The organism is [Mycobacterium] manitobense, from assembly GCF_025821665.1.
GTDB classification, from domain to species: Bacteria; Actinomycetota; Actinomycetes; order Mycobacteriales; family Mycobacteriaceae; genus Mycobacterium; species Mycobacterium arseniciresistens.
The window spans coordinates 31,794-39,292 of record NZ_JACKSJ010000208.1; the positions used below are offsets into that span (position 1 = coordinate 31,794).

At 71.0% G+C, this 7,499-nt stretch carries 5 protein-coding genes; 4 read left to right on the forward strand and 1 reads right to left on the reverse strand.

The annotated features are described in order from the left end of the window. Window positions 1-4 precede the first annotated feature (4 nt). A complete protein-coding gene (locus tag H7I41_RS23405; protein WP_264015015.1) occupies window positions 5-2,152 on the forward strand; it encodes an FUSC family protein in 2,148 nt (715 codons plus the stop codon). On the opposite strand, the gene H7I41_RS23410 is transcribed toward H7I41_RS23405, so the two are convergent. Then, window positions 2,149-3,117, reverse strand: coding sequence for a pirin family protein (locus tag H7I41_RS23410; protein WP_264015016.1), 969 nt, complete (start codon window positions 3,115-3,117; stop codon window positions 2,149-2,151). The genes H7I41_RS23405 and H7I41_RS23410 overlap by 4 nt on opposite strands. A 316-nt stretch (window positions 3,118-3,433) precedes the next feature. Here H7I41_RS23410 and mycP point away from each other — a divergent pair, with 316 nt between their 5' ends. The 3 genes from mycP to H7I41_RS23425 form a co-directional block, all read left to right on the forward strand. After that, window positions 3,434-4,780, forward strand: a complete 1,347-nt coding sequence (gene mycP, locus H7I41_RS23415; RefSeq protein WP_264015017.1) for a type VII secretion-associated serine protease mycosin — start codon at window positions 3,434-3,436, stop codon at window positions 4,778-4,780. Next, window positions 4,777-6,174 carry a type VII secretion protein EccE gene (gene eccE / locus H7I41_RS23420; RefSeq protein ID WP_276009515.1) on the forward strand — a complete coding sequence of 466 codons (1,398 nt, stop codon included), beginning with the start codon at window positions 4,777-4,779 and terminating at the stop codon, window positions 6,172-6,174. Before mycP ends, eccE begins: the two co-directional genes overlap by 4 nt. 11 nt (window positions 6,175-6,185) lie before the next feature. Continuing rightward, on the forward strand, window positions 6,186-7,499 hold a 1,314-nt coding region (locus tag H7I41_RS23425), incomplete at its 3' end, for a PPE domain-containing protein (RefSeq protein ID WP_264015018.1).

A 7,499-nucleotide genomic window follows, 5' to 3' on the forward strand; every position in this document is an offset into this window, starting at 1 on the left:
GGGCATGCTGACTCCGGGCGGTCTGTGGCGCCGGGGATCCGACCGGATCCGTCAGCGCGACCCGGAGCGCGACGCCCTGAGGCGGGCCGCCCGGGCGGCCATCATCCTGCCCACGGCCGCCGCAGTCAGCTTCACCGTCGGCGCCGGGTCGCAGACCCCCCTCTTCACGATCTTCGGCTCGGTGGCACTGCTGATCCTCGTGGACTTCCCGGGCAACCGGCCCGCCCGCGCACTGGCCTACGGCGGGCTCGGATTCAACGGCGCGGTGCTCATCACCGTCGGCACGCTGGTGTCGCCGCACCCATGGCTGAGCGTGGCGATGATGTTCGTGCTCGGCGTGGTGGTGATGTTCTCCGGGGTGCTCAGCGAAATCGTGGCGGCAGGCCAGCGCGCCACCCTGATGCTGTTCGTGCTGCCGGCGTGCACCCCGCCCGGGCCCATCGGCGAGCGGCTACTGGGCTGGCTGATCGCGCTCGCAGTGTGCGTGCCCGCGGCCCTGTTCCTCTTCCCCCCGCAGCACCATGACGATCTGCGGCGCCATGCCGCCAAGGTGTGCCGCACGCTGGCCGACAGCCTCGAGGGTGCGGCGGGCACGCGCGACGTCACCCGGGCGATGAACGCGCTGTGGGACAACTTCGTCAACGCCGACTTCCGGCCGGTCGCCCTGACCGCCGGGAGCCGGGCGCTGGTCCGCGTCGTCGACGATCTCGGCTGGCTGTCCGACCGCCTGACTGCCGACACCGGAGCCCTGTTGGGTGACATGAAACCGCCGATCGTCCGGGTGCTGCGCGACGCGGCGGCGGTGCTGCGCATCTCCGACCGCGACGAGCGGGCGGCGCGCACCGCCGACCTCGACACCGCGCTGACCGAACTGCGGGCGGTGGCCCAGGGCCGCTACCGCGAGGACATCGAGCAGATCCTCGCCGTGCCCGACGACGCGACGGCGCTCGCGGTGGGCCAGACGCTGCTCGCGCGGCGCACCTTCTCGGCGACCGTCGGGGTGACCGGCCGGATCATCCGCAACGCCGCACTGGCCGACGCCAGGCCGGTGTGGGCCCGCGTGCTGGGCCGCCGGCTGCCCGCGACCGGTGCGGCGGACTGGGTGATGCCCGAGACGACGGCCGTCGCCGCGATCACCAAGGGCTTCCTGGCGACACGGGCGGTGGTGCTGCGAAACAGCCTGCGCACCGGGCTCGGGTTGGCACTCGCGGTCGCCGTCACCCACCTGTTCCCCGTCGAGCACGGCTTCTGGGTGGTGCTCGGCGCCATGTCGGTGTTGCGCAGCAGTGCGCTGACCACCGGCACGCGGGTGCTGCGCGCGGTGGCGGGCACCGGGATCGGTTTCGTCGTCGGCGTCGTCGTCATCGAGCTGGTCGGTGTGGACCACGCGGTGATGTGGCTGCTGCTGCCGCTGGTCGCCTTCGGTTCGGCGTGGGTGCCCGAGGTGGCGTCGTTCATCGCCGGGCAGGCGGCGTTCACGATGATGGTGCTGATCATCTTCAACCTCATCCAGCCGACGGGCTGGTCCGTGGGCCTCATCCGGGTCGAGGACGTGGTGGTGGGAGCACTCGTCGGCGTCAGTGTCTCGCTGCTGCTGTGGCCGCGCGGGGCCTCGGCGGCGGTGTCGGCGTCGGTGCGCAGGGCCACCATCGCCGGAGCCGACCTGCTCAAGGCCGGGGTGCTGCGGGTCACCCGCGGCGCCTCCGAAGACGCCACCGACCGGGTGATCGCACTCAGTCATGACGCGCTGCAGGCGTCCCGCACACTCGACGACGCCGTGCGGCAGTACCTCTCCGAGAACCGCAGCGACAGCGACGCACGCGCGCCGGTGGTCGGGGCGGCGAACCGGGCGATCCGGATACGCGCTGCCGCTGAGCTGGTCGCCGACATCGTCCCGCCGCCGCTGGGGGTCTACCCCCGCACCCGCAGGGTCCTCGAGACCCACGCCGACCTGGTCAGTCTGCGGCTGCTCGGCCGGCCGGTGGCGCAGTCCCTCTCGCCGATCAGCGACGACTTCGTCGGTGCGCTGCGGGCCGAGGCGGGCGCCGACGACCTGGCCGTGTCGGCGGCGCTGCCGCTGGTCACCGTCGCCGCCCACCTCGGTGAGCTGGAACTGCTCTACCCGAAGCAGGCGGCGCCGGTGAAGCGCTAGCCCCGGTGGGGCATCAGGGCACCGGGCGGGATCTCTCCGAACTTGCCGGCCTGGTAGTCCTCGACGGCCTGGATCAGCTCGGACTTCGAGCTCATCACGAACGGTCCGTAGTGGAACACCGGCTCGCGGATCGGCCTGCCGCCGAGCAGCAGCACCTCCAGGGCGGGCCGGTTCGAATCCTGGACGTCGTTGGCGGACAGCGCGATCCGGTCGCCGGGACCGAGCACCGCCAGTTGGCCATGTTCGATGGGATGGCCGACGGGGCCCACCCTGCCGCGCCCGGACAGCACGTAGACCAGGGCGTTGTAGTCACGGTTCCACGGCAGGCTCAGCTGTGCGCCGGGCTGAACCGTGGTGTGCGCGAGCGTGATCGGCGTGTGGGTGGAGCCCGGGCCGCGATGGTCGTCGACGTCTCCGGCGATGACGCGCACCAGCGCGCCGCCGTCCTGCGACGCCAGCAGCGCCACGTCACCACCCTCGATCGACTGGTAGCGGGGTGCGGCGAACTTGTCCCTGCGCGGCAGGTTCACCCACAGCTGGACGCCGTGGAACACCCCGCCGCTCTCCACGAGTTCGGCGGGCGGCGTCTCGATGTGCAGGATCCCGGAACCGGCCGTCATCCACTGGGTGGCGCCGTCGGTGATCAGACCGCCACCGCCGTGGGAGTCCTGATGGGCGAACCGGCCGTCGATCATGTAGGTCACGGTCTCGAAGCCGCGGTGCGGATGCCAGTCGGTGCCGCGCGGTTCACCGGGCTCGTACTCCACCTCCCCCATCTGATCCATGTGGATGAAGGGGTCGAGGTCGGCGGCGCTGACTCCGGCGAAGGCGCGGACGACCGGGAATCCCTCGCCCTCGTAGCCACGGGGGCCGGTGGTGATCGATCGGACGGGGCGGTCGGTGTCGGTGGGCGAGGGCGGGCTCACCCGGGTCAGGGTTAGGGTGTCGGCTGTGATGGCGGGCATGTTCGGGGTAACCGGACTGCAGTCCAGATCATTCCCGAATAGACAGATGCGTCAACCGGCCGTGCCTCGGCGGGCCAGGATTTGTGTTTGCCGACCCGGGCGGACGTGCGCCCGGCCGCGGAGTGCGCGGGCAGTGGCTCCCGCCGGCGAAAGAAAGCGCAGTCGACCCCCGTTCGTTGCGCATAGGATTGCCCTCGGACCATCGGTCGGGCGTCCTGAAGTGAGACGACGGCCCGCTGCCGGGCCGGCAGCAGGTTTGCTGTGTAGTGACGGGCCTGCCGCGAGCCGGCTATTCGACAAGGGGGGTGTGTAGCGCGTGCGTCGCATCGGTGTGCTGCTGGCAGCACTGTTGTTGGCCTTCGTGAGCGCGCCACCGGCGTCGGCGATCGAACCGCCGTCGATCGATGCTGCCGCCCTCCCGCCCGACGAGACCGGCCCGGACAGTCCCACCGAGCTGCGCGCCGAGTGTGCGGCGCCGACGACGTTCCCGAACTCGAACTTCGCCGACAAGCCGTGGCCCAACAACTACCTGAGGCTGGCCGAGGCGCAGAAGTTCGCCACCGGCAAGGGCATCACGGTCGCCGTGATCGACACCGGCGTGATGGGCTCCCCACGGGTGCCCGCCGAACCCGGCGGCGATTTCGTCGACGCCGGGGGCAACGGCATGAACGACTGCGACGCCCACGGCACGCTGACCGCGTCGATCATCGGCGGACGGCCGTCGCCGACGGACGGATTCATCGGTGTCGCACCGGATGTCCGCATCCTGTCCCTGCGTCAGACCTCGGCGGCGTGGCAGCCCGTCGGCTCCCGCCAGGATCCCAACGACCCGAACACGACGAAGACCGCGGGCTCACTGCGCAGCCTGGCCCGCGCGGTGGTGCACGCGGCCAATCTGGGCGCCCAGGTGATCAACATCAGCGAGGCCGCCTGCTACAAGGTGACCCGCCGGATCAACGAGACCAGCCTCGGCGCGGCGGTCAACTACGCGGTCAACGTCAAGAAGGCCGTGATTGTGGTGGCCGCGGGCAACACCGGTCAGGACTGCAGCCAGAATCCGCCGCCCGACCCCGCGGTGCCTGCGGACCCGCGCGGCTGGGACGAGGTGCAGACCATCGTCAGCCCCGCCTGGTACTCACCCCTGGTGCTCACCGTCGGCGGCATCAACGAGAACGGCCAGCCCAGCGACTTCTCGATGTCGGGACCGTGGGTCGGTGCGGCCGCGCCCGCGGCGAACATCATCGCGCTCGGCTATGACGGCAACCCGGTCAACGCGCTCAACGGCGACGACGGACCGGTGCCGATCGGTGGGACGTCGTTCGCCGCCGCCTACGTGTCCGGACTCGCCGCCATGGTCAAACAGCGGTACCCGGACTTGACTCCCGCACAGGTGATCAACCGCATCACCGCCACCTCCCGCCATCCCGGCGGCGGCGTCGACAACTACGTCGGCGCGGGGGTCATCGACCCGGTCGCGGCGCTGACCTGGGACCTGCCCGCCGGACCCGAGGCCGTGCCGTTCCGCGTCAAGCAGATCCCCCCGCCGGTGTACATCCCGCCGCCGGACCGCGGACCGATCACCTGGGTGGTGATCAGCGGCGTCGGCCTCGCCCTGGTGCTCGGCCTCGGCGCCATGACCCGGCGGGCACTGAGGCGGCGATGAGAAAGCTGTTCTCCGCGTTCGGCATCCGGTTCAGCACCGGCCACGCGATCGCCGCGGCGGTGCTGATCCCGGCAATCGTTGCCGTGTTGCTGCCACTGAATCAGCTGTGGACGGCGGTCGGGGTGTCGGTGCTGATCGCGCTGCTGGCCGTGTTGACGGTCCGCGGCAGGCGGATCACCGGGTGGATCGCCGCGCTGTTCTCCTGGCGGCGCCGCCACCGCACGGTGCCGCAGCAGCCGTCGGTGCCCGCGGTCGGCAGCACGGTGCTGCCCGGAGACCACGTCGCCGTCCGCTGGCAGGGCGAACATCTGGTCGCCGCAATCGAACTCGTGCCCCGACCGTTCACCCCGACCGTCATCGTGAACGGCAGCGCGGTCACCGACGACGTCGTCGACACCCGGCTGATCGAACAGCTGGTGGTCGCGCACTGTCCCGAACTCGAGGCCGACGTCGTGTCGGCCGGCTACCGGGTCGGCCGGACGGCGCCTGCCAGCCTGGTCGCGCTGTACGAACAGGTCATCGGCCCGTACCCGGTACCGGCGAACCGGCGGACGTGGATCGTGCTCCGAGCCGACCCCGCACTCACCGAGAAGCCGGCCCGCCGCCGCGACGAAGGGGTGGCCGGACATGCCCGGTACCTCGTCGCATCGGCGACGCGGCTGGCGGATCAATTGTCGAGCAACGGCGTCGACGCCCGTTGCGCGCGCAGCTTCGACGACTTCGACCGGGCGACCGAGATCAGCTTCGAACGCGAAACGTGGTCGACGATCAAGGGCCGCAGCACCTTCACCGCCGCGTACACCGCGCCCGGCGGACCCAACGTGTGGTGGTCGGCCCGGGCCGACCACACGATCACCCGGATGCGGATCATGCCCGGGATGGCGCCCACCACCACGGTGCTGCTGACCACGCTGGCCACCCCGACGACGCCGCGCGGATTCTCCTGCCTGTTCGGCGGTCAGCGGGCGGCGCTGCAGGGCATCAGTCCGGTCAGCGACAAGCACTACGAGCTGCCGATCGGCTCCGCCGGCGTGCTGATCGGGGAGACCAACGACCGCTACCCGGTGTACATGCCGTTCGACGACGTCGACGTCAGCATCAACCTCGGCGACGCCCGGCTGTTCACCCAGTTCGTGGTCCGCGCGGCCGCCGCGGGGGCGGTGGTGACGCTGCGCCCGCAGTTCCAGGAGTTCGCCGGACTGATCAACGGGCGCATCGGCCCCGAGGCCAAGGTCGCGTGGCCCAACGCGACCACCTACCTCGGCCCTCACCTGGGTATCGGCCGAGTGATCATGCGCCACAACTTCATCGACACCCCGCGCCACCGTCAGCTGCCGATCCAGCTGATCAACCCGCGTGAGGAGAGCCGATACCAGATGGCTCTCGAGCAGTAACGGAGAACACCATGACGACGTTGAAAGCCGATCCGACCAGCATCCGCGCCAAGGCCACCAAGATCAACGGGGAATGGCCCGCCGTGCCCGCATCGCCCATTCCACCGGACATGCTGCAACTCGCCGGGCTTGCCATGCAGCAGGTCGCCGCGAACCACGAACGACTGCAGTCCTGCGTGGAATCCGGTAAGGCGGAGGCCGCCCGGTTGGCCGCCTGCCTGGAGGCCGCCGCAAAGGCCTACGAGCAGGTCGACGAGATCAACAAGACCGAGATCGAGTCCGGCCAGCCCTCCGGCAGCGACGCTGTGACGATCAATCCGGTTCTGCCGCCTCAGGTTCCGGCGACTGGAGGTATGTGCTACGCCGCCCCGGGCAATCCCTACGAGGAGTGGCCGACGGCGGCCGCGCAGTTGGCCTCCGCCAACATGAACGTGCTGCAGTACGCCGAGGAGATGTACGCCTTCTCCGATGCGATCACCGCACGCGCCAAGGACTTCTCCCCCGGTGACACGCACTGGGAGGGCCTCGCGGCCGAGGCCGCCGAGGGGAAGATGCGTCAGCACGAGTCTTGGCTGTACGAGGTCGCGACGAAGGCCCGGGAGATCGCCAAACAGGCGCAGGACTTCTACAACGCCCACGAGAAGGCGAAGGCCGACCACCCAGAGCCCCTCACGGGCGAGGACAACGTGGTGATGGACTTCGACGAGTACAACGCGAAACAGGTCAAGTCCGAAGGCGTCCGCGGCGTGTACTCGAACGAGGTCACGTTCACGAGTATTGACACGCCCGCGCCCCCCGAGGGCGCCTACGCGCCGACGCCCGTGTTCAAGAAGGACGTGCCGCCGCTGCCCGAGAAGGACAACGGGCAGCAGCCCGGCGGTCCGGCGGCGGGCGGTGGCGGCGGCGGCGAACAGCCCGGTGGCACCCCGGGCGAAACCCCCGCCGTGTCACCCGCCAGTGCGCAGAACGGACAGCAGACCCCGGCATCGGGTGAGCAGTCGGGCGGATCACCGTCCGGCGGACAGGGCTCCGGTGGCTCCCCGTCGGGCGGACAGGGTTCCGGCGGATCGCCCGCCGGCGGCGGTGCGCCCACCGGCCTCCCCGAGGGCCTCACCGACATGCCGACCGACCCCGCGATACGCCCGGCGTCGGCAGAACCCGCGGGTGGCGGCGGACCCGGCTCAGGCTCCGGTGGTGGTGGCGGAGGAGGCGGCGGCGGTACGCCGAACTCGCCGCTGGCTCCCGCGGCCAGCGCCGGCTCCCCATCCTCATCACCGGCCGCCGTTTCCGGCGGCGGTGCGGCGCCGGTCGGTGCCGCGGGCACC